The following is a 21269-nucleotide window of genomic DNA, read 5'->3' as shown; positions in this document are numbered from 1 at the left end:
TAGGGGGGGCACCCGACCTTCGGTTTTCACTGCAGCCGTGCCTTCGCCACATGATCAGCATCAGCAAACGTATCGCCGACGAACTCTCAGCCCGGGAAGCCCAGGTCGACGCAGCCATCGCGCTGCTTGACGAGGGCTCCACCGTCCCGTTCATCGCGCGGTACCGCAAGGAAGCCACGGGCGGTCTCGACGACACCCAGCTCCGCACCCTGGAAGAGCGCCTGCGCTATCTGCGCGAGCTGGAGGAGCGCCGGGCGGCGATCCTCTCCAGCGTCGCCGAGCAGGGCAAGCTCACCGACGAGCTGAAGGCCCAGCTTGAGGAAGCCGACACCAAGACCCGGCTGGAAGACCTCTACCTGCCCTACAAGCCGAAGCGCCGCACCAAGGCCATGGTCGCCCGCGAGGCCGGCCTGGAGCCGCTGGCGCTCGGCCTGCTGGAGAACCCGGTCGTGGCGCCCGAAGCCGCCGCGATCGCCTTCGTCGATCTCGAGAAGGGCGTGCCCGACGTCAAGTCGGCGCTGGAAGGTGCGCGCCACATCCTGGTGGAGCGGTTCGGCGAGGATGCCGAGCTGGTCGGCCGGCTGCGCGCCTATGTCGCCGAGAACGGGCGCGTCGTGTCCGGCGTGGTCGAGGCGAAGCGCGACGAGGGGGCGAAGTTCTCCGACTATTTCGATTTCTCCGAACCGCTGAAGCAGGTCCCCTCGCACCGGGCGCTGGCCATGTTCCGCGGCCGGACCCAGGGCGTGCTGGACCTCAAGATCGAGGTCGGCGACCCCGCGACCGACCTGCAGCACCCGTGCGAGGCCATGATCGCCCGCCATCTCGGCATCCAGGACGCCGGAAGGGCGGCCGACAAGTGGCTGCTTGAGACCGTCCGCTGGGCCTGGAAGACCAAGATCGGCCTGCATGTGGAGCTGGACCTGCTGGGCGACCTGCGCGACCGGGCGGAGGACGACGCGATCCGCGTGTTCGCCCGCAACCTGCACGACCTGCTGCTGGCCGCCCCGGCCGGCCCGCGCGCGACCATCGGGCTCGACCCCGGCATCCGGACCGGCGTCAAGGTCGCGGTCGTCGACGCCACCGGCAAGGTCGTGGAGACGACCACGGTCTATCCGCATCAGCCGAAGAACGACTGGGACGGCTCCATCGCGGTGATCGCCGCCCTGGCGATCCGCCACAAGATCGAGCTGGTCAGCATCGGCAACGGCACCGCCAGCCGCGAGACCGACAAGCTGGTCACCGACCTGATGAAGCGCCATCCGGAGCTGAACCTGTCCAAGCTCGTCGTCTCCGAAGCCGGCGCCTCGGTCTACTCGGCTTCCGAAGTCGCGGCACTGGAATTCCCCAATCTCGACGTGTCGCTGCGCGGCGCCGTGTCGATCGCCCGCCGGCTCCAGGATCCGCTGGCCGAACTGGTCAAGATCGAGCCGAAGTCGATCGGCGTCGGGCAGTACCAGCACGATGTCGGCGCGTCCAAGCTGGCCCGCAGCCTGGACGCCGTGGTCGAGGACTGCGTGAACGCGGTCGGCGTCGACCTCAACACCGCCTCGGTGCCGCTGCTGGCCCGCGTTTCCGGCCTGTCCGAGAGCGTGGCCCGCAACATCGTCGAATTCCGCGACCGCAACGGCGCCTTCCGCACGCGCAAGCAACTGAACGACGTGGCCCGCCTGGGGCCGAAGGCGTTCGAGCAGGCCGCCGGCTTCCTGCGCATCGCCGACGGCGACGACCCGCTGGACTCCTCCGCCGTCCACCCCGAAGCCTACCCGGTGGTCGAGCGCATCCTCGCCCATGCCGGCAAGCCGCTGAACCAGCTGATCGGCGACGCGCCGTTCCTGCGCTCGCTCAGCCCTGAAGAGTTCACCGACGACAAGTTCGGCCTGCCGACCGTGAAGGACATCATCGCCGAGCTGGAGAAGCCCGGCCGCGATCCGCGGCCGGAGTTCCGCGCCGCCGTCTTCAAGGAAGGCGTCAACGAGCTGAAGGACCTGGAGCCGGGCATGGTGCTGGAAGGCGCCGTGACCAACGTGACGGCGTTCGGTGCCTTCGTCGATATCGGCGTCCACCAGGACGGCCTGGTCCACATCTCCCAGCTCGCCAACAAGTTCGTCAAGGACCCCCACACGGTGGCCAAGGCGGGCGACGTGGTGAAGGTCAAGGTCCTGGAGGTCGACCTCAAGCGCAAGCGCATCGCGCTGACCATGCGCCTGGAGGAACCGGCGGCGAAGCCGGCGGGCCGCCCGGAACGGACCGAACGGACGGAGCGTCCGCCCGAGTCCCGGCCGGCCCAGGGCCAGAAGCGGAGCGACCAGCCGCGCGAACGGCGGCCGTCCCCCGGCGGCCCGAACGGCGGCGGTGCCGGCGGTGGCGGCAAGCGTCCCGACCGGACGGAGAAGCGCCCGCAGCGCGAGCGCGAGCCGGCGGTCATGTCTGCCGGTCCCGCCCTCGGCGGCGCCCTGGCCGAAGCCTTCGCCCGGGCCCAGGCGGCCAAGCAGAAGCAGTGACGGCGGCGGGCGGGGTTCCCTCCGGAACCACGCCCGATCCTCACTCCTCCATATTCATTCGAAATCGAGGCCGACGTCGAAGTTGGTGACGCTGTGGGTCAGCCAGCCGACCGAGATCATGTCGACCCCGGTTTCCGCGACGGGACGCACCGTATCGGCATTGATGTTGCCGGACGCCTCGGTCAGCATGCGGCCGTCCACCATCCGCACCGCCTCGCGAAGCTGGTCCGGGGTCATGTTGTCGAGCAGCACCGCATCGACGCCCAGGGGCAGCAGCTCCGCGAGCTGCGCCAGCGTATCCACCTCCACCTCGATCTTGACCATGTGGCCGAGCCCGGCGCGGGCGCGGGCGACGGCGGCACCGATGCCGCCGGCGGCGACCAGATGGTTGTCCTTGATCAGGACGGCGTCATCCAGTCCGAAGCGGTGGTTGCTCCCGCCGCCCTGGCGGACCGCCTCTTTCTCCAGCGCCCGCAATCCCGGCGTGGTTTTGCGCGTGCAGGTGATCCGCGCCTTGCACCCTTCGACCGCCTGGACCAGCGATCGCGTGGCCGTCGCGATGCCGCACAGCCGTCCCAGCAGGTTCAGCGCCGTGCGTTCGGCCGACAGGATCGGGCGCGCCGCCCCGTCGACCACGGCCAGCGTGTCGCCCGGCAGCACGTCGCTGCCGTCGGGCGCCAGGACTTTCACCGACAGGGCCGGATCGAGCAGGCTGAAGGCGGAGAGGGAAACCGTCAGCCCGGCGACCCGGCCGGGCCGGCGGGCGACCAGCCGGGCGCGCGCGGTCGCCTCGGCCGGAACCACGGTGTCGGTCGTCAGGTCGCCGGCGCGGCCCAGGTCTTCCAGCAGGGCGGCCCGGACGAGGGGTTCATAGACCAGCGGGTACGGCATGGCGTGCCTCCTTCAAGGGCTGGCGGCTATCAGGCTGGAGAGCGTCGGACCGGCCGAGATCGGCCAGGGTGAGGAAGCTCCGCCGCCGGAGCGCCTCGGACGGCTGGGGGAAGTCTGCGCGGAAATGGGCACCCCGGCTTTCCTGCCGCAGGCTCGCCGCATGGGTGACCAGGCGGGCGACCAGCAGCAGGTTCCTCAGCTCGCCCCAGGCGACGGTCTCCTCGAAACCGGCCGGTGGGCCGGAGATCCGGTCGAACTCCGCCTGGAGATCGCGGATACGGGCGAGCCCGTCGGCCAGCCCCGCGACATCGCGGGACAGGCCGGCCCGGTCGTACATCACGCACCGCAGCCGATGGCGCAGCAGGGCCAGCGCAGTCTCCGAGCCGCCGGGGACCTTGGGAAGCGAAGGCACCGCGATCGGCGGAGGCGGACGGCCCGCGCCGGCGGCCAAAATGGTCCGCGCGACCCGGTCGCCGAACACCAGCGCCTCCAGCAGCGAGTTGCTGGCCAGCCGGTTGGCGCCGTGGACCCCGGTATCGGCGGTCTCGCCGCAGGCATGAAGACCCGCGATGCCGGTCCTGCCCGCCACGTCGGTCACCACGCCGCCCATATGGTAATGGGCGGCCGGCGCCACCGGGACCGGCTCGCGCCGGGGGTCGAGGCCGGCTTCGGCGCACAGGCCCAGCACGGTCGGGAAATGGTCCGGCTCGCGGGCCAGCACGGCGCGCAGATCCAGGGTGACCCGCTCGCCCGCGGCGACGCGGCGCCAGACCGCACGGGCGACGATGTCGCGCGGCGCCAGTTCGGCATCGGGATGCTCCGCCACCATGAAGCGCCGGCCGGCCCCGTCGAGCAGCACGGCCCCCGCCCCGCGCAGGGCCTCGGTCAGCAGCGGCAGCGGCCGGCCGGAGCCGTCCCCGACGGCGAGCGCCGTGGGATGGAACTGCACGAACTCCAGGTCGCCGAGCACGGCCCCTGCCCGCGCGGCCATGGCGAGCCCGTCGCCGGTATTCTCGGCCGGGTTGGTGGTGTGCAGATAGACGCTTCCGATGCCCCCGGTCGCCAGCACCACGTTTTCCGCGCGATGCAGCACCCAGCCCTCCCCGGCATGGCAGGCGAGCACGCCCTGGACCCGCCCATCGCGGACGACGAGTTCGTGGGCGAAGGCCCGAGTCATGACGGTGATGGACGGCGTGCGCCGGACCCGGGCCGCCAGTTCGTCGACCACGACGCGGCCGGTCGCGTCGCCGCCGGCATGGACTATGCGGGCGCGTCCGTGGGCCGCCTCCCGCCCGAGCCTCGGAGTTCCGTCCGCCGCCCGGTCGAACGGCACGCCGGACGCCAGCAGGCGGCGGACCTGGTCGGCCCCCTCGGCGGCGAGCAGGCGGGCCATCAGCGCGTCGGAGATGCCGGCTCCGGCGATCAGGGTGTCGGCGGCATGCTCGTCGGGATCGTCCCCCGGGCCGATTGCGGCGGCGATGCCGCCCTGGGCATAGGGGCTCGACCCGCCGGCCAGTTGGCCAGTCTTCGTCAGGAGCGTTACCTGCCGGGGGGAAAGGCGCAGGGCGGCGGTCAGCCCGGCAAGGCCGGAACCGACCACCACCGTCCCGGCGTCGCGGATGCTCGGCATGGCGAAACGCTCCCCCTCACCGGCCGACGGCGAGCATGCGCTCGACCGCGAGGCGCGCACGGTCTGCGACGGCCGGATCGATCTCGACCCGCGGCTCCAGCGAAGTGAGGCTTTCCAGGATGTTCGACAGGGTGATGCGCTTCATGTGCGGGCACAGGTTGCAGGGGCGGATGAACTCCACGTCGGGCAGGCCGGCCGCGACGTTGTCGCTCATGGAGCATTCCGTGACCATCAGGACCCGGGCCGGGCGATGCTTCCCGACATAATCGATCATGTGCGCGGTGGAGCCGACGAAGTCGGCGGCTTCCAGCACGTCGGGTGGGCATTCCGGATGGGCGATGATGGTCAGCCCGCCGAACCGCTGCCGGTACTCGCGGAGCTGGTCGCCCGTGAAGCGCTCGTGGACCTCGCAATGGCCCTTCCAGGCGATGATCTCGACCTTCGTCTGGGTGGCGACATACTTCGCGAGATACTCGTCCGGCAGGAACAGCACGCGGTCGACGCCCAGGCTCTCGACCACCTGCACGGCGTTGCCGGAGGTGCAGCAGATGTCGGATTCCGCCTTCACCTCGGCCGAGGTGTTGACGTAGGTCACGACCGGCACGCCGGGGTATTTCTGCTTCAGCAGGCGGATATCGGCGCCGGTGATGCTGTCGGCCAGCGAGCATCCGGCCGACATGTCCGGCATCAGGACCAGCTTGCCCGGATTCAGCAGCTTCGCCGTCTCCGCCATGAAATGAACGCCTGCCATGACGATGACGTCGGCATCGGTCGAGACCGCTTGCCGGGCCAGCGCGAGGCTGTCGCCGACGATGTCGGCCACGCCGTGGAAGATCTCCGGCGTCTGGTAATTGTGCGCCAGGACGACGGCGTTGCGCTCCCGCTTAAGATTGTTGATGGCATGGACCAGCGGCGCGTGGAACGGCCACTCGACCGCGGGGACGACACGGCTCATGCGCTCGAAGATCGGCGCGGTGGCCTCGGCGACGTCGGGCGTGTAGGCGAGTTCGGCGGCTGCGGTCATGGCGTGGCTCCAGTTCTCCAGGATGACTTTTCTGCTCCAGATGAGCACATCCTATTTATAATCTCAATGAGCATATTTAATAATACTCTCAATGAGTATAAAGGGCGCCAAAACCGGAGGCGACCGCGGAAGCGGTCGCCGGGGCGTCAGGCCAATGTGGAGCCCAGGTTCAGGGGACGGCCTGGGCCATCGCAAGACCGCCGCCGACCACGAAGACGTCCAGCGGCAGGGCGGTGAGGCTGCCGTCGTTGCGGGTCATCAGCACCATGAAGCCGGCGGTCTTGCCATCCCGGCTGATCCGGACCACCAGATCCTCCACCGGCGGACCGGCGACATCGACCGACGCGACGATCTCCATCGTCCAGGCACTTTTGCCGCGGGCCAGTTCGATCCGACGACCGTCCACCTCGGCCCGGTCGGCGGCGATGCCGGCCAGCCTGGCCGCCCTGCCGGCCCAGGCCGGCGCCATCTCCTGGAGGGTCGCGGGGTCCAGGCGGCTGAACACGGCATGGCCGAGGCCGCCCAGCGGCGCCACATGCTCTTCCGGCTGGCGGGCATTGTGAAGGATCCGCATCACGGTGCAGTCCTCGTAGGCGGAGGCGAGCGGATGCTCCATCAGGGCCTTGCCGCGCCCGTCACGGCTGGAGAAGGCCACGAACCCGGCGCAACTGTCCGTCCTGTAGCGGCCGTCCGGGGTCTCCACCTCGATCACGGGCCGCGGGGCCGACATGCTTTCGGCATACCGTTCCAGCTTTCCCCGCAGGTCGGGATCAAGCACCCCGGCAAGGCGGCCATGGTCCGAGACTTCGCCGGCAGGCGCCAGGGAGCCGATCGTGGCGACGATCAGGAGCACCAGGAGGAACACGCCGACGATGAAGACGCGGTAGAGCGGGAACGGACGGTCGAGGTCGGGAAGGATGGGGGACGGTGGCATGGGCGGCCCTGCGTGCTACGGTCAAGCCATCTGCGGTCAAGCCACTTGCGGCTTATGCTGCATCGCAACAAAACTTACCCGAAATTGTTCCGCGGCGCTATGCGCCAAGGCGCCACACTGGCATGCGGAACGCAGCGGTGCGTCAGTCCGCCACCCGGACGGCCGGCACGCCTACGCCCGGCGAGGCGCGCTCGCGCAGGACGTCGCGCCGGAAGCGGAAGAGCTCGGCCGGCCTGCCGCCGGTGCGGCTCTCCACCTGCCCCGTGGGCTCGACGAGGCCGCCCGCGATCACCAGGCGGCGGAAGTTCTGCTTGTGCAGCCCCACGCCCGACAGCGCCTCGACCACCTGCTGGAGCCGGAACAGCGTGAAGGTCGGCGGCAGCAGCTCGAACACCAGCGGCCGGTACTTCAGCTTGCCGCGCAACCGGCCGAGGGCGGATGCCAGGATGCGCCGGCTGTCGGCCGCCATCGGCTTGCCCAGTGCCCTGGGCGTCTCCGCGCCGCGCCCCGCGACGGGGTCGTCCAGCCCGGCGGCGCGGATCGCGTCGCGGTCGCGCTGCGCCTCGACCAGCAGTCCCGCCTCGTAGAGGAGCTCGTAGCGTTCCAGGGACCGCTCGAAGTCCCAGCCCGCGTCCTCCTCCTCCGGGCCGAAGCTCAGGCCGACCCGTTCGGCCCGGCGGCCGGACTCGGCGTCGTCGGCGGCCGCATCGATCCAGCGCCGAAGCGCCGGGCGGATGACCCGGTCGACCAGCGGCGGCCGGCCGCCGCGCCAATCCTCCCAGGGGAGGAAATCGTACCAGTCGCGCCACTCCGCCTCGCCGGCGCCCGACAGCGGCGCCTCCCTGACCAAGGCCAGGTATCCGACCGACACCACCCGCGGGCCGCCGGTCAATTCGCCATGGTCGCGGTAGCGGTCGCCGAAGGTGTAGAGCTGCTCGACATAGCGGAGCGGCAGTCCGGTCTGCCGTTCGACCCGGCTGCGCAGGCCGCCTTCCAGCGTGCGGTGGTGCTCGGGCTCGAACGGGCCGAACGGCAGCGCGTCGCGGTGGGGCGCCGGCACGCCTTCCGCCGCGGCGGGCGGCGGCGGCCGCACGACCAGGACGCGCGGCGTCTCGCCGGTCACGGCGACCACGACGGCCGTCAGCCCGACCACGGTGGCATTCATCCCCGAACAATCCCGATATTCGTCACGATACAAGCCCCGTGTGTGGCAGTGCAGCGAAGGATTTACAAGCGCCCAGGGGAATTCCGCCTTTACCGGACCGGTTGCGAGGGTTTCATATGCGTCGCCAGAAGAACAAAGGAACAAGCGATATGGCGAAATACAGGATTGCCGTGATCCCCGGCGACGGTATCGGCAAGGAGGTGATGCCGGAAGGCATCCGGGTGCTCGACGCGGTGGCCGCCCGGTTCGGGATCGAGTTCGAGTGGGAACACCTGGACTGGAGCTGCGACCGCTACCACAGCGCCGGCGGCATGATGCCGGCCGACGGGCTGGAGCGGATCAGGAACCATGACGCGATCTACCTGGGCGCCGTCGGCTGGCCGACCGTGCCGGACCATGTCTCGCTTTGGGAATTGCTGATCCCGATCCGGCGCAACTTCCAGCAATATGTCAATCTGCGCCCGGTGCGGCTGTTCGACGGAGTCCCCTGCCCGCTCGCCGGCCGTCCGGAGATCGATTTCTGGATCGTCCGGGAGAACAACGAGGGTGAATATTCCGAGATCGGCGGGCGCCTCTATGCCGGCACCGACGCCGAGATGGCGGTCCAGGAGAACGTCTTCACCCGGCGCGGCACCGACCGCGTGCTGCGCTACGCCTTCGAGCTGGCCCGCTCCCGGCCGGAGAAGCACCTGACCTCGGCTACCAAGTCCAACGGCATCATCCACACCATGCCGTTCTGGGACGAGCGCTTCAAGGCGATGGGCGAGGCCTATCCCGACGTTCGCACCGACCAGTACCACATCGACATCCTGACCGCCCATTTCGTCCGCAACCCGTCGCGGTTCGACGTGGTGGTCGGCAGCAACCTGTTCGGTGACATCCTGTCCGACCTGGGGCCGGCGGTCACCGGCACCATCGGCATCGCGCCGTCGGCCAACATCAATCCGGAGCGGGACTTCCCGTCGATGTTCGAGCCGGTCCACGGCTCCGCCCCCGACATCGCGGGCAAGGGCATCGCCAATCCGATCGGGCAGATCTGGTCGGGCGCCATGATGCTGGACCATCTGGGCCACGCCGACGCCGGCCAGGCGATCGTCAGGGCGATCGAGAAGGTCCTGGTCCAGCCCGACCTGCTGACGCCCGACATGGGCGGCAAGGCCACGACCGCCGGACTGGGCCAGGCGGTCGCGGACGCGCTCTGAGGCAGGCGCCGCCGGGGATCAGCGGCGCGGGGCGGTGTCGTCGAGGACGACGTAGTCCACGTCGGTCAGGATCTCCGGCCGGCCCACGGCCCCGGCTCCGGGGCCGTGACGCCGCGCCGCAGGCCGCCGGGCCTGCCGCGGCAGGACGAGCCGCAGCAACGTCCGTACCGCCGCCAGCGACAGGACGACGGCCATGACCAGCAGGGTCAGCGGCAACGCCACGAGGATGAGCAACGGCACCATCAGGCCCCTGAGCCAGCCGGGTACGGCCGGTCGTCCCGGGGCTTGGCGGAAGAAGTGCTCGGAAGCGTACATGGCGGGCGGATCCTCTTTCTTGGCTATTGTCACCGGATATATGGTGACTCCGATATGGCCAAACTGGGGCAATCGACCTTGCGCCGCCCTTTCCTGCACATGAACTCTACGTAATGGTCTCCAGCCGCGGCGCGGGTGGCGCCGCCGAGGGTGCAGTCGGAGCGGCCCGGCTTTCGATCAGGTCGCGCAGCCCGTCGAGCTGGGGGATATGCATGACCTGCTGGTTGAACGGGATCGCGATGCCGTTGCGCTCGAACGCCTCGGCGATGGCGAACCGCAGGTCGCTGGCGGTGGACAGGAAGAAATCCACGTCCGGGATGAAGCAGCGCAGCTCAAAATCCAGGGAGCTTTGGCCGAAGTCGCGGAACACCACCATGGGGCCGGGCATCCGGGCCACCCGGGGATGGGCGTTGGCGCAGGCCAGCAGGGTCTCCCGGACCAGCTTGAGGTCCGACCCGTACTCGACCCCGACCCTGATGTCGATCCGGCCGAACTTGTCCTTGAAGGTCCAGTTGACCACCGCCGACGACACCAGCTCGGAGTTGGGGATGATCACAGAGGCACGCTGGAAGGTCTGGATCTCGGTCGCGCGCACGCTGATGCGCTTGACCACGCCCTCCTTGTCGCCGACCACGACCCAGTCGCCGACCTTGATCGGCCGCTCGACCAGCAGGATCAAGCCTGAGACGAAGTTGCTGACGACGTTCTGCAGGCCGAAGCCGATGCCGACCGAGAGCGCGCCCGCGATCAGCGCCAGGTTGGACAGGTCTAGCCCGAGCGCCCCGATCGCGACCAGCAGGGCCACCATGAAGCCGAAATAGCCGATGCCGGTCTTGATCGAGTTCTGAACGCCCCGGTCGATCTGGAGCCGCTGGAGCACGCGGACATCCAGCGTCCGCTGGACGTAGCGGGTGACCATGACCGCGGCGCTGAACAGCAGGATGGCGGCGATGATGTCGGCCGGCGCCAGCCGGACCCCGCCGATCGTGACCCCCCGCATGAATGTGTCGAAGATGTTGCGCAGCTCCGACCAGTCGATGCCGCTGAGCGGCAGCAGGATGGCCGCCGCCAGCATGATCAGGCCCAGGTCGATCGCGACCCTGCCGCACCAGTCCGCCGCCTGGACGCCCCGCTCGGACCGGACCAGGAGACGGCGCAGTTCCGCGACCGGTCCCTGCTCCCGCTCCATCACCATGGTCAGCAGTTCGCGCGCCACGCCGCGCACCAGCAGGAGCAGTCCGCCGACCGCCACCGCGGCGAGCGACAGCATGCCGATATAGACGGACAGGTTATGGTAGCCGGCCGCCGAGGCACCGAGCGCCGCCAGGGCGACGGCTCCGCCCAGGAAGCGGAGATGCACCCAGGAGCCCCCGGCGACGGCCGTCTCCGCCTCCGCCGGCGCGTCGGCCAGCGGCTGCCGGGCCGGCTCCTGCACCGGCGGCATGGTCCGCCACAGCCGGCCGGGCAGCAGGAACATGAGCGCCGCCGTCGCCAGCAGCATGGCGGCGAAGCCGGTGACCGCCTGGAGTTCCGGCGGGGACAGCATGCGGTTCTGAAGCACCACCGCCCCGCCGGCCACCGCGAGGCCGCCAGCGAACAGGGTGATGCGGCGGACCAGCGCCCGGGCGGAGGCGGGCTCCAGCCCGGTCAGCTGCCAGACGGCGTGATCCGGCGCCAGGATCGCCCGCGCCAGCCCGGAAAAGAACAGGAAGAACGCCAGCCCGCCGGCCGCGGCGCTGATCAGCGCCTGCAACGGCAGGGTCCGGACGTCGTCGCTCCCGATGATGTGATGGAGCGCCACCGCCACCGCCACGGTCGGCAGGACCGTCATCAGGCAGCGTCCGACGGCCTCCACCGCCATCGCGACGACCCTTTGCCGGTAGCCGGGATGGACCGCCACGGGCCGGTGCCCGAAACGCCGGAGCAGCCAGCGCCGAAGCGGCCAGGCGATTCCCAGCGCCACCAGGAAGGCGGCGGCCAGCTCGAAGCCCCGGTCGCGCCAGGCCGGATCGGCGGCGGTGACCGCGGCCGCCTGCATCACGCGGTCGCGCAGATAGTCGGCCTGGGCCGGCAGGCTGCTCCAGGTCCCCCGCTCCAGGGGAAGGGGGCCGCGCCGGAACAGCGCGTCGGTGAACTGCTGCATCCGCTTGTCGGTCGCCGTCCGCATCAGGATGTCGGCGCGGGTGGCGATCAGCTCGGCCTGCCGGGTGCGTCCGTCCAGCTCCGCGATGATCTTGGAGAGCCGCTGGCGGTCGGCGGCGACGGCCGGCGCCTCGGGCGGGGCCCCTTCGGCCGGCGGGGCGCCCAGGGCGTCGGCGAGCTGCCGGTTGACCTCCTGCTCGGCGGCGGCGGCCGATGCCGCCCCCCGCGCCGCGTCGAACAGCGCCGACAGGTCGTTGCGCAAGGCCTGGTATTCGGCCTCGTCGAGATTGCCGCGCGCCAGCCGCGCCGCCGTCTTGTCGAGCGACGCCTGCCAGCCGGCCAGGGCGGTCCTGAAATCGGGAGACGGGGCCTGAGCCGCCGCGGAGAGCGGCGACAGGAACAAAAGGAGCATGACCAAGGCCGTCCGCAGAAGATGCTGCGGGCGGCGGAACCACGCGGGAAGCGATTGGCGCATCTGTACCGATAAACCTATGGCGGAAGAACCGGTCAAGCCGGGCCCGCAGATTTACCATGCCTCCCGGGGAACGGCAGGGATTTTATGGTGACGAGAAGAAGACGGCTCCCGCCGGCCTGGACCCGAGGCGATCGGGGCCGGGCCGGCCGGGAAGCGAGACGACCGAAGCCGAACCGAGGGTGGGTCCGGTCAGGCCGGAACGGCCTGCAGGCGGCGCGTGGCGGGGGCGTCGCCGGACATCGACTGGTCCGGCGTGATGCCGTTGTTCATGGCCCAGATCGCGGCCTGGGTGCGGTTGTTGACGTCGATCTTCCGCAGCAGCGTCTTCAGGTGGACCTTCACGGTCGCTTCCGTGATGCCGAGCTTGTTGGCGATCAGCTTGTTGCTGGCGCCCATCACCAGGTGCTGGAGGATTTCCCGCTCGCGGCCGGACAGCCCACGCCAGGAGCCCTGCGGCGCCTGCGGCGCCATCTGGTTCAGCAGCAGGCTGGCGAGGTTGGTCGGGAACACCTTCTCGCCGATCAGGACGAGCTGGAGCGACTGGATCAGCGCCTCCGGCGACACGTCCTTGAGCAGGTAGCCGTCGGCCCCGGCGCCCATGGCGGCCTTGAGGCGGTCGGCGGACAGCTCGGACGCCAGGACGACGATGCGCGTGTCGGGGAAACCGGCGCGCAGGTCGGACAGGGTCTCGTCGGCATCGACGGGATAGTCGACGATCACCAGCTTGGCCGCGGGAGCTTCACCGGCCACGGCCTGCTCGATCGAGGCGTACTCGCTCACGAGACGAAAGGGGCTACCTGCCAGGAGATGCTTGATGCCCTCGCGGAACAAACGGTTCGGTTCGATCAGGATGGTGTCGTGTTCGGTCATCTCGAATTCCCTCAATTCAGCGCATTGGTTTGTCGTCGGCCTGCCGTCTGCCACAAGAAAGTTCCGAAGACGGCCTTTGGAGGCATTCAGATCCGCTCACTCCGAGGGGTTCCTACCTCTCTTGAGCGCATAATGCTTGCAGCCTTTGTTGCGGTCAACATTTGTTTAACGGCTTTTTAACCGATTTATCGGATAGAACCGTTCCGCAGTGCCTAATCCTCCGAGCCTATGACTTGGGCCGGAACTAACACGAAGGCAGCACTGGGCTAGCCGAAAGGCCTGGCGGCCACGGCATGCGGTCGTCTCGAACGGGTGCCTTCCAGATGGATACGGCGGGGCTTCGGAAGGCTCCGATTCAGCCCATGCCAACCGACAGCAGCATGAACACCAAAATCGCGGTAACCGTACCAGCCATCAAATAGACTGGCGAAAGCCCATCCCGGTTGCGATTTTTGTCGGTTTTCATCGTGACCTCCAGGGTGTGGAAGTTGTGACACGCTGTGACTTATGGAAAATTTAGGATAGCTTGAACTGTCCGGCGTATCAAAGGAATCCGCTGGATCGGGCGGCTCCGCTGCTCGATCCGCGACTCGCCGCACCCCTTGTGATGGGGGAACAAGGCCGCACGTACCGTTGTTCTGGACACGGTTGACGACCCGGTTGCCCAGGAACGCGCGACGGGCCGTGCGTCGTCCCGACGGTCAACCAAGCCGGAGGCGAAGCGATGCCGATACCCGAGTGGACCCCCCTGCTCACCGTGATCCAGATGATCTCGGCGATCGCCTCGTGGCACCCGCCGGCGGCGGAGATCGACCGCAACGACGCCCTGTGCCTGGCCCGGAACATCTATTTCGAAGCCCGCGGCGAAAGCTCGCGCGGCCAGTACGCCGTGGCCGCCGTGACCCTGAACCGGGTGCGGGAGAAGCGTTGGCCGGACGGGATCTGCGGCGTGGTCTACCAGAGCAAGCAGTTTTCCTGGACCATCTCCCGCCCCATGTCGCGGCCGACCGTGATCGGCGACCGGACCGCATGGCAGCGCGCGGCGGAGGTCGCGGTGCTGTCGCTGGTCGGATTGGCACCCGACCATAGCCGCGGTGCGACACATTATGTCGCACCCAAGCGCCTGCGGCGCATGCCGGTCTGGACCGCGTCGATGTCGGTCAGCCACCGGATCGACGGCCACGTGTTCTTCTTGGAACGGCGCGGCAGGAGTACGGCGCCGGCCGCCACTCCCCGCCGGAACGCGCCCCGCCCGACCCTGATCACGGCCGGGGAGGATCGGAAAAGCGGCGGCTCAGAGCGCGTCGCGCTGGCTGCGGAAGCATTCCGGGCGATCGGGACCGGTACCTCCGACGGCCCCTCCGACGGCCCCTCCGACGGCCGTTGCGGTACGCCGTACCCGCTGCCCACCGTCAAGGTCGAGACGGCGCTGGTGCTCGACTCGGAACGAACCGATGCCCGGACGCCTTACCGGCAGGGCAATCGTCATCCCAAGCCCCAGCCCTGGAGCTGGAGCCATGTCGCCGGCACCGCCGCGGACCGCCGCATCCGGTCGGGCGCCCGCCGCGTCCGGGTTTCCTGACGGGAAGTGCCGATGGAAGCTCGCGGACCGGTGTGTCTCACCCTGCCGGACCATGAAACCTTGGACATGAGCGGGTAAAGATCATGTGCGTTCGGGCACTGATCCAAAGTATTCTTGCCCATCGGTGAACAGGGTTTATGCTGTAAATGTGAATGCCCCGTCTCGGCAGTCACTGTAGTCCCCGCCGGTGGCCGGGATCATTCTTGACGCAACGTCCTCATGACGTGAAGCCTCCCTGTTCGACTCGCCGGGTCCTGGTGGCCCGGCGGTCTTTTCGACCGGTTTTACCTGGAAACTCCAAACCGCCTTTTTTGTTTTACCAATCCGGCGATGCGTCGAAGGATCGCAGCGCCGCTTCGGCCGCGTCTCGGACGGCGGTGTCGGCGTCGTGCGCCAGGGTCCCCAGGGCGGCGGGGATGCGCTTGTCCTCATGACTCGCCAGCGCCTCGATCACGGCGAGGCGGACCGCCGGGCGGGTGTCCCGGGACAGGCGGATAAGCTGCGTGACCGCGCCGGGCTGCTCCATGGCGCCCAAGGCCGCGACGATGGCGCAGCGGCCTTCCTCATCGCAGCGATCGGCGGCACGGGCCAGCTTGACCGGCGTGTCGTCGTCGGCGACGGCGACCAGCGCGCGGGCGACGCGCGGGATGTCGATCGGCGTGGCGCGGTCCAGCAGTTCCTCGAGCGGTTCGCGCGCCGGGGCGTGGCCCAGTTCGCCGAGCGCCAGCCGGGCCGCCTTGGCAACGCCCCTGTCGGGGTCGTTCAGCAGGGGCGTGAGGGCCGACGCGTCGTCGCGGCGGTCCAGGGCGGCGGCGAGGCCGCAGGCCGACTGGCGGACGCGGGGGTCGGAATGCAGCAGGTTAGGCCGGATCAGGTCGGCGGCGGGACGGCAGCGGAGCGTGCCGAAGCAGTCGAGCGCCGCGGCGGTCGAAGCCGGCCCGAACAGGCCTCGGCGGATCAGGTCGATCAGCGGGATGGCGGCCGAGGGCGGGCCGATATGGGCCAGGGCGTTCAGGGCGGCCACGACCTCCGGGGCCGGCTGCTGCTGGTCGAAGGCGGCGAAGCGGCGGCAGGTCGTGATCAGATGGCGGACCGCCTCGGATTCGCGGCGCCTCGCCAACTCCTCGATGGTGGCGACGAGGGACGGGTGCTCGGGCGGCTCGGCGTGGAGATGAAGGTTCAGCGCGTCGAGCAGATGGTCGGTGGGCCAATCGCCTATGGGGCGAAGGGGCGGCGTTTCCGCCGCCGTCACGGGCGGCGGATCGGCGGAAACCGGAGTTCCCTGCCCTTGCGCGAAAAGGTCGCCCTGGCCGGTATCGACGCGCTTCTTCAACCGGCCGACCCTGGGTTTGGAAATTCGTTTCACAGCCTCCGCGATAGGAAGCAGTCCCGGGCCGCATTGTCAATGACGCCCTACGGCGCGTCCGGCGGCGCGGCGCCGCCCAGCCAGTCGCGCAGCTTCGACCAGCGGCGGCGGGTCTGCTGACCCTTGACGGCGATCGCCATCGCTTTGCGCTGGCCGACGATCACCACGAGGCGCTTGCCGCGCGTGATGCCGGTATAGACCAGGTTGCGCTGGAGCATGGCGTAGTGCTGGGTGGTGACCGGCAGGATCACGGCCGGGTATTCCGATCCCTGGGACTTGTGGATCGTGGTGGCATAGGCCAGCACCACCTGGTCGAGCTCGCCGGCGTCGTAGGCGACCTCGCGGCCGTCGAACTCGATCAGCAGGGAATTGTCGTCGGGATCGATGCGGGAGACCACGCCGAGGTCGCCGTTATAGACCTCCTTGTCGTAGTCGTTCTCGATCTGCATCACCTTGTCGCCCTCGCAGAAGGTCCAGCCGAACCGCTCGACGCGGGGGTCGCGCGGGGGGTTGAGCACCTTCTGAAGCTCGATGTTGAGCGACCGGGCGCCCAGCCCGCCCCGGTTCATCGGGCACAGCACCTGGATGTCGCGCACGGGGTCGAGGCCGAAGCGGCGGGGGATGCGGTCTTTGACCATATGGATCAGCTTGCGCACGCCGTCTTCGGGATCGGCGGCATCCACGAAATAGAAGTCGGTCAGGCCCTCGCCGGCGGGAGGCTCCGGCATCAGGCCCTGGTTGACCCGGTGGGCGTTGACGATGATCCGGCTCTCGGCGGCCTGCCGGAACACCTCGGTCAGCCGGACCACCGGCACCGCGCCCGAATCGATCACGTCGGCCAGCACCTGCCCGGGTCCTACGGAGGGAAGCTGGTCGACGTCGCCGACCAGCAGGACGGCGGCACGGTCGGGCACGGCGCGCAACAGGGCATTCATCAGGGGCACGTCGACCATGGAGGTCTCGTCCACCACCAGCAACTCGCACTCCAGCGGATTTGTCTCGGTGCGCTTGAAGCCGCCGGCGGCGGGGTCGGTCTCCAGCAGCCGATGGATCGTCTTGGCCTCCATCCCGGTGCTTTCCGACAGGCGCTTGGCCGCCCGGCCCGTAGGGGCGGCGAGCGCGATGGACAGGCCCTTGACCGACAGGATCCTCAGGATCGAATTGACCAGCGTGGTCTTGCCGACCCCGGGGCCGCCGGTGACCACCAGGAGCTTGGACGACACCGCGAGCCGGACAGCGGCGCGCTGGCTCTCCGCCAGGGTCAGGCCGGTGCGCTGCTCGACCCAGGGGATCGCGGTGGCCACGTCGATGGCGCCCCAAGGCGGGCGCCCCGCGGCAAGGCCGAGCAGGCGCGCGGCGATGTTGTGTTCGGACCGGTAGAGGCCGGACAGGAACACGGCCTCGCGCCCGTCGAGCCGGTCCGCCGCGACGGTCCCATCGGCCAGTTCCAGGTCGATGGCCTCCTCGATCAGGGGGGACGGGATCTCCAGGAGCTTTTCGGCCAGCTTCAGCAGATCGTCGCGCGGCATGCCGCAATGCCCCTCGTCCATGGCCTCGGCCAGGGCATAGGCGATGCCGGCGCGGGCCCGGACCATGGCGGTCTTCTCGATGCCGAGGCGGGCGGCGATGGCGTCGGCGGTGACGAACCCGATGCCCCGGATGTCGCGGGCGAGGCGGTAGGGATTTTCGGAGATGAGCTGGATCGCGTCAGGCCCGTAGGTCTTGAAGATGCGGACCGAGCGCGAGGTGCCGACCCCGTGGGAGTGAAGGAACAGCATGATCTCGCGGATCACCTTCTGGTCGGCCCAGCCGGCGATGATCCGCTTGGCCCGGACCGGGCCGATCCCGGCCACCTCGCGCAGGCGGTCGGCCTGCTGCTCGATCACGTCGAACACGTCGGCACCGAACGCCCGGACCAGCTTCTTCGCATAGACCGGGCCGATGCCGCGGATCATGCCGGAGCCGAGATACTTCTCGATCCCCTCCACCGTCGTCGGCATGGTCGTGCGCAGGAACCCGGCCTTGAACTGGAGGCCGTGGGTGCGGTCGTTATGCCAGGCGCCGCTGGCCTGGACGAACTCGCCCGCCGAGATCGCGGCGGCATGGCCCACGACGGTGATCAGGTCGCGATGGCCGCGCGCCTTGATGCGGAGAACGCAGAAACCGTTCTCCGCATTGTGGAAGGTCACCCGCTCGACCAGACCGGCGAGAACCTCCCGGTCCGGCGCGGGCGATGCCGGCCGGGTCTGGGTTTCCACCCTGTGCTGGACCGCTGTCATTGCCACCGCTGGTTCCTCAGTCTAACCCGGCCGGCCTTAACCTGAAACCGCTTCCGCGTTCTGACGGGAGGCGGCGCGTCGTCGGGGGGCTGGCTTCGGCTCCTCCGCCGCTTCGGCCGGTTCCGTCTCCACCGGGCGGGGCGCATGGCCAGCGTAGCGTTCCAGGATCTGGCGGACCGCCTTCTCGTGGCGGTGCTCCAGGTCGGAGCGGGAGAGCGCCAGCAGGTTGCGGGCTTTCTTGAGCTGGATAAGGGAGCGCGCCTCGGCCACGGCGGCGTCGTCATCGAAGACCAGCCAAAGCTTCAGGCGTCCCCGCGTCAGGTTCAGAGCGTGCTCGACGCGGGCGGTCACGGTTTCCGAAGCTCGGTTCTTTGAAACTGCCATGTTTCTTGTTCCAAATTCTTGAAAGGGGTCTTCAGGCAGCTTACAAGTTCATGTTTTGTTCTGCCAATGGTTCTTGAAAGATGTCCAAGAAACACCACATATAAGCTGTCCCCGAAAGCTGCCGTTTCCGTTCCGACCGCCTTGGCGCACCGCCAGGACCGTCGGCCTTGGGCATGCCTGTACCGTGGACATTTCCAGGAGAGGCGATAGAGATGAGATACCTGCCGACCATCGACCTGACGCCGCAGGTTTCCCTGCTGCTGTCCGCCGGAGCCCTGCATCTTCAGCCGGGCCAGTGGGTGACGGGCGACAAGGGAGTGGGCCGCTACCTGCGGACCGACCGGAGGACCGGCACGACCTATGTCAGCTGGGTCCGGCCCGGCGACGACTGGAAGACCCAGTCGCAACGGTTCCACCGTGCCTGCATGAAGGGTTACGTGGGCAAGTACGGGTCACGCCACGAGGGGCGTCACCAAGGCTTCCCGCCGGCCCCGGCGGGCCGGTACGCCGGCGGTCATTCCGCCGCGACCTTGTAACGCTCCTCGTGGGGCGGGATGATGCCCAGGGTCATGCCGACTTCCTCGTTGGTCATGGCCCTGGGATACTCCGCGACATAACGGTCCAGCGCCGCGACGCAATCCGCCACGGTACCGGCCCCGACCGACTTGCAGTCCTCGAAGGCGTAGGGCGTGGGGCGGAACCAGTGCGTGACATAGCAGCCGGCGCCGGCCGGCGGACCGTCCTGCTGGCCGATGGTGAAGGCGAAGCGGCCCTCGAAGCCGATGCGGGCATGGGCCTCGCGCAGGCGCTTCTGCAATTGCTCTATGGTCATTTCAGGCTTCCTTCGCATCTTACGCCGCCTCGTCCATGCTGCCGTCGATCCGGTGGCGCGCCCATTCGGCGTCGGCCCACAGGGCTTCGGAAACCGCCCTGAGATGGCGCGCCAGCGCGGGCTTGGTGTCCGGGCGCATCAGTCGGTCGAGGTGGCAGGCGAGGCCCTTGGCCTCGGCGTGGACCCAGCGGGCGAACCGGCGGTCCCGCTCCGCCGCGGAACGGTACCAGCGCGGCATCTGGTCGAACGTGCTTTCCAGTTCGTCTTCCCAGGCGGTGCGGGTCAGCAGACCGCTGGGGGAGCGGAACAGCTCGCCGGAACTGGACTCAATCTTGTTGGAAGAGGCTATCATCGTCATGGCGGAGGATACTCCGGTGCGGCTTCCCCAGGCGGGGATCTGCGCTTGCGCAGCCTAATATAGATGGTGTCGCCGCCGAAAATTGCGATATCGCAGCCATCAAAAGGGCAGCTCATCGAAGGCGAATCTCTTGTCGAAAACCGGCTGGTTGGCTTCGACCACATCGTCCTGCGGCTTGGCGCCGGACAGGATCTGGAAACGGCTGGTGAAGCGGTCCAGCACGACCTCGGTCGTGTGGTTCTCGCGCCCGTCCCTGCTGTTCCAGCGGCGGGTCCGGACCTGGCCCTCAAGGGCCACCAGGGTTCCCTTGCGGGCACGCCTGGCGATCACGTCGACCAGCTTCTCGTCCCAGACGACGCAGCGGTGCCATTCGGCCCGCTCCTCGCCCTTGGCGGTTTCGCTGGTTGCCAGGCTGAAGCTCGCCATGCGGGCGCCGCCGGCCGTCGTGGTGATCTCGGGATCGCGGCCCAGGCGGCCGACGGCGATGAAACGTTGGTACATGGCTGGCCTCTTCGGGGACCGGGAGTGCTGCCTCAGGCGGCCTCGCGGTCGCTCTCCTCTCGTTTCAGGATTTCGTTCTTCTTCTGCGAGAAGCAGGTGATCATGCGGTTCTGCGCCGCCTTGTCGACCGCCCCGATCTCGCGGATACGGGCGTTGATCCCGCTGCGCCACAGGTCGTCCAGGGCTTCCAGGTCCTCGACCTCCGCCAGCCTGTCCCGGATCTCCGCCTCCAGCTTGGCGATGCCGGCGGGCTGGAGGTCGGGGTTGGCCTTGACGGCGTAGATGGTCTCGGACTCCTCGCGGTACTTGCTGTCGTCGAACTGGCCGAGATAGATGTCGGCGGCCAAGCCGATCTGGAGCATGCATTTGCCGATGGCGTCGGTCATCGACATCTTGAAGCACTCGTCGTCCGGGCGCTCCGTTCCGTCGCGGTTGCGCCGGACCATCTCGGTGCCGCCCCATTGCGGGCCGGTGAAATGCTTTTCGCCGGTCTCCGGGTCGACGTACCAGACGCGGCAGCAGATGAAGACCATGCGCTCGGCGATGGTCCACTCAAGCTGCTCGTAGCCCCAGCCCTTGCCGACCGGGCCGAACACCTCGGTCATCATCTGGAGCCGCCAGGCCGGATCGATCTGGGTGCCGCGGAAGCCGCCCGCGCGCTGGAACGGCTTGGTCGCCTTGGGATCGGTGCGCTTCAGCGCGTTCCAGAACTCAAGGTTGTCGCGCATGATGTTGTCACCCGGCATCCCGGTGGTCATGGTCTCCGTTTCCGGCCCGTCGGCCGGCCTCCTTGCTCGTGGCATGGGTCGGTTTCTCCA

General features: G+C 69.0%; 19 protein-coding genes. 4 read left to right on the top strand and 15 right to left on the bottom strand.

Annotation, left to right across the window (positions count from 1 at the left end):
- The first annotated feature begins 50 nt into the window (after positions 1-50).
- Entirely contained in the window at positions 51-2501 is a 2451-nt protein-coding gene (locus JL100_RS07240; RefSeq protein ID WP_202680052.1) for a Tex family protein, read from the top strand.
- A gap of 54 nt (positions 2502-2555) precedes the next feature.
- On the opposite strand, the gene nadC is transcribed toward JL100_RS07240, so the two are convergent.
- From nadC to JL100_RS07215, 5 genes are all read right to left on the bottom strand, one after another.
- A complete protein-coding gene (gene nadC, locus JL100_RS07235) occupies positions 2556-3392 on the bottom strand; it encodes a carboxylating nicotinate-nucleotide diphosphorylase (protein WP_202680051.1) in 837 nt (278 codons plus the stop codon).
- The gene (locus JL100_RS07230; RefSeq protein WP_202680050.1) at positions 3370-5022 is read right to left on the bottom strand and encodes an L-aspartate oxidase; all 1653 of its coding nucleotides are present in this window, start codon (positions 5020-5022) and stop codon (positions 3370-3372) included. Before JL100_RS07230 ends, nadC begins: the two co-directional genes overlap by 23 nt.
- Positions 5023-5038: 16 nt before the next feature.
- A complete protein-coding gene (gene nadA / locus JL100_RS07225; protein ID WP_202680049.1) occupies positions 5039-6046 on the bottom strand; it encodes a quinolinate synthase NadA in 1008 nt (335 codons plus the stop codon).
- Positions 6047-6215: 169 nt separating this feature from the next.
- A complete protein-coding gene (locus JL100_RS07220) occupies positions 6216-6980 on the bottom strand; it encodes a hypothetical protein (RefSeq protein ID WP_202680048.1) in 765 nt (254 codons plus the stop codon).
- 142 nt (positions 6981-7122) lie between these two features.
- Positions 7123-8145: an NUDIX hydrolase gene (locus tag JL100_RS07215; RefSeq protein WP_202680047.1), complete on the bottom strand. Its 1023-nt coding sequence runs from the start codon at positions 8143-8145 to the stop codon at positions 7123-7125.
- 149 nt (positions 8146-8294) lie between these two features.
- Here JL100_RS07215 and JL100_RS07210 point away from each other — a divergent pair, with 149 nt between their 5' ends.
- On the top strand, positions 8295-9347 hold the full coding sequence (locus tag JL100_RS07210) for a tartrate dehydrogenase (RefSeq protein WP_202680046.1): 1053 nt from the start codon (positions 8295-8297) through the stop codon (positions 9345-9347).
- An 18-nt stretch (positions 9348-9365) separates the two neighbouring features.
- On the opposite strand, the gene JL100_RS07205 is transcribed toward JL100_RS07210, so the two are convergent.
- From JL100_RS07205 to JL100_RS07195, 3 genes are all read right to left on the bottom strand, one after another.
- The gene (locus JL100_RS07205) at positions 9366-9662 is read right to left on the bottom strand and encodes a hypothetical protein (protein ID WP_202680045.1); all 297 of its coding nucleotides are present in this window, start codon (positions 9660-9662) and stop codon (positions 9366-9368) included.
- A 106-nt stretch (positions 9663-9768) separates the two neighbouring features.
- Positions 9769-12216 carry a mechanosensitive ion channel domain-containing protein gene (locus tag JL100_RS07200; RefSeq protein WP_202680044.1) on the bottom strand — a complete coding sequence of 816 codons (2448 nt, stop codon included), beginning with the start codon at positions 12214-12216 and terminating at the stop codon, positions 9769-9771.
- 252 nt (positions 12217-12468) lie between these two features.
- The gene (locus tag JL100_RS07195; RefSeq protein WP_202680043.1) at positions 12469-13149 is read right to left on the bottom strand and encodes a LuxR C-terminal-related transcriptional regulator; all 681 of its coding nucleotides are present in this window, start codon (positions 13147-13149) and stop codon (positions 12469-12471) included.
- A gap of 724 nt (positions 13150-13873) precedes the next feature.
- Between JL100_RS07195 and JL100_RS07190 the strand changes: the two genes are divergently transcribed.
- Positions 13874-14731 carry a cell wall hydrolase gene (locus tag JL100_RS07190; protein ID WP_202680042.1) on the top strand — a complete coding sequence of 286 codons (858 nt, stop codon included), beginning with the start codon at positions 13874-13876 and terminating at the stop codon, positions 14729-14731.
- 316 nt (positions 14732-15047) lie between these two features.
- Here JL100_RS07190 and JL100_RS07185 read toward each other — a convergent pair whose 3' ends face one another.
- Genes JL100_RS07185 through JL100_RS07175 form a run of 3 tightly spaced genes read right to left on the bottom strand, consistent with a single transcriptional unit; the run spans position 15048 to position 18760 of the window.
- Positions 15048-16097, bottom strand: a complete 1050-nt coding sequence (locus JL100_RS07185) for a HEAT repeat domain-containing protein (RefSeq protein WP_202680041.1) — start codon at positions 16095-16097, stop codon at positions 15048-15050.
- 47 nt (positions 16098-16144) lie between these two features.
- On the bottom strand, positions 16145-18376 hold the full coding sequence (gene recD2 / locus JL100_RS07180; RefSeq protein ID WP_202680172.1) for an SF1B family DNA helicase RecD2: 2232 nt from the start codon (positions 18374-18376) through the stop codon (positions 16145-16147).
- Between the two features lie 36 nt (positions 18377-18412).
- Positions 18413-18760 (bottom strand): hypothetical protein, encoded by a 348-nt coding sequence (locus JL100_RS07175; RefSeq protein ID WP_202680040.1) that lies wholly within the window; start codon positions 18758-18760, stop codon positions 18413-18415.
- A 212-nt stretch (positions 18761-18972) separates the two neighbouring features.
- On the opposite strand from JL100_RS07175, the gene JL100_RS07170 reads away from it, so the two are divergent.
- Positions 18973-19296: a hypothetical protein gene (locus tag JL100_RS07170; RefSeq protein WP_202680039.1), complete on the top strand. Its 324-nt coding sequence runs from the start codon at positions 18973-18975 to the stop codon at positions 19294-19296.
- Here JL100_RS07170 and JL100_RS07165 read toward each other — a convergent pair.
- From JL100_RS07165 to JL100_RS07150, 4 genes are all read right to left on the bottom strand, one after another.
- Positions 19275-19592: a hypothetical protein gene (locus tag JL100_RS07165; protein ID WP_202680038.1), complete on the bottom strand. Its 318-nt coding sequence runs from the start codon at positions 19590-19592 to the stop codon at positions 19275-19277. The two genes, JL100_RS07170 and JL100_RS07165, sit on opposite strands and share 22 nt — an antisense overlap.
- A gap of 19 nt (positions 19593-19611) precedes the next feature.
- Entirely contained in the window at positions 19612-19950 is a 339-nt protein-coding gene (locus JL100_RS07160; RefSeq protein ID WP_228421115.1) for a hypothetical protein, read from the bottom strand.
- 99 nt (positions 19951-20049) lie between these two features.
- Entirely contained in the window at positions 20050-20451 is a 402-nt protein-coding gene (gene ssb, locus JL100_RS07155; RefSeq protein ID WP_202680037.1) for a single-stranded DNA-binding protein, read from the bottom strand.
- A gap of 32 nt (positions 20452-20483) precedes the next feature.
- Positions 20484-21254 carry a hypothetical protein gene (locus JL100_RS07150; RefSeq protein ID WP_228421114.1) on the bottom strand — a complete coding sequence of 257 codons (771 nt, stop codon included), beginning with the start codon at positions 21252-21254 and terminating at the stop codon, positions 20484-20486.
- Positions 21255-21269 lie beyond the last annotated feature (15 nt).

The sequence above is a fragment of the Skermanella mucosa genome (genome assembly GCF_016765655.2).
GTDB lineage: Bacteria > Pseudomonadota > Alphaproteobacteria > Azospirillales > Azospirillaceae > Skermanella > Skermanella mucosa.
Note: the sequence above shows the minus strand (reverse complement) of the source record. Positions and strands in the feature narration are given on the sequence as shown.